Origin of the sequence: Thalassospira alkalitolerans, assembly GCF_002115745.1 — a bacterium.
GTDB classification, from domain to species: Bacteria; Pseudomonadota; Alphaproteobacteria; order Rhodospirillales; family Thalassospiraceae; genus Thalassospira; species Thalassospira alkalitolerans.
Genome location: NZ_JFKB01000050.1, coordinates 1 through 1,069 on the forward strand (window position 1 = coordinate 1; position 1,069 = coordinate 1,069).

General features: G+C 59.1%; 1 protein-coding gene. It reads right to left on the bottom strand.

From position 1 onward, the window contains the following. Window positions 1-8 precede the first annotated feature (8 nt). On the bottom strand, window positions 9-971 hold the full coding sequence (locus TALK_RS21850) for an IS30-like element ISPpu17 family transposase (protein WP_004577240.1): 963 nt from the start codon (window positions 969-971) through the stop codon (window positions 9-11). Window positions 972-1,069: the final 98 nt, after the last annotated feature.

Genomic DNA, 1,069 nt, shown 5'->3' on the forward strand with positions numbered 1-1,069 from the left:
GCCTGAATTCAACACATAAGTGCAACGCTCACCCCTGTATGCACTTCGTACGGCGTCTTCCAGCCCAAGCGCTTGCGCGGGCGTAGATTGATCCTCGCTACTGTCCGATTGACGGCTTCGACGGTCAGCTTGCTGAAGTCGCTGCCCTTGGGGAAATACTGGCGGAGCAGACCGTTGGTGTTTTCATTGGTGCCACGTTGCCAGGATGAATAGGGGTCTGCAAAAAAGACCTGGCACTGGCTCCGTAGCGCGATGCGTTCATGCCCGGCAAACTCCCTTCCGTTATCCAGCGTCAGCGTGTGAGCGGCATGGCCCTGAAGCATCAGATTGATCGCCCGCGTTACCTGCCGGCGCGTTCTGCGCTTGACCGGATAGGCGCTCAGATAGCCGCTTTTGCGATCAACCAGGGTCACCAGGTTACCGCCCAGTCCATGTACCGTATCGCCCTCCCAGTCCCCCAGGCGCTCGCGGCTTTCGACCTCGGCTGGGCGTTCACTGATTGACACGCGATTACGCAGCTGCCCGCGCCGATCGTGGCTTCCATAGCGTTTCCGGTAGCGCTTTCGGCGATGTCGCAGATAGGTATAAAGCTCACCACCGGCGCGCTGTTCGGCGGCAATGAACCGATAAATCCACTCATGGCTGACCGCCCGGCTTGGCTGCTCCTGCTTCAACCGCTGGGCGATCTGCTCCGGACTCATGCCATGCTTGAGCCACACCGGGAGATGATGGCTGAGCCATGTCGCCGGCTTGCAAAACTTGCGCGCACCCGCTCGACGAGCATCACTTTCATGGGCCGCAGAAACAGCCTTGTAGATATTCTGGGTGCTGTTGCGGCGAACCTCGCGACTGATCGTCGAGGGATGCACGCCGACCCGCTTTGCAATGCTCGCCTGGCTCTCTGCGGCGCTCAAGCCAGCCTCAATCTGGTAACGTTGTCCCTGAGTCAGCTGCCGGTAATGCGTAGTCATCTGCGCTTGAATCCTTCGGTGTGAGAGCCTGGATTCTACCGGTGGCTGGCTCTCTGCCTCTCGTTTCAAGCGTTGCGCTTATTCTATGAATTCAGGAG

Bases quoted from the DNA above. Each gene is read 5' to 3' on its own strand.
- TALK_RS21850 (WP_004577240.1), bottom strand. From the start codon at position 971: ATGACTACGCATTACCGGCAGCTGACTCAGGGACAACGTTACCAGATT.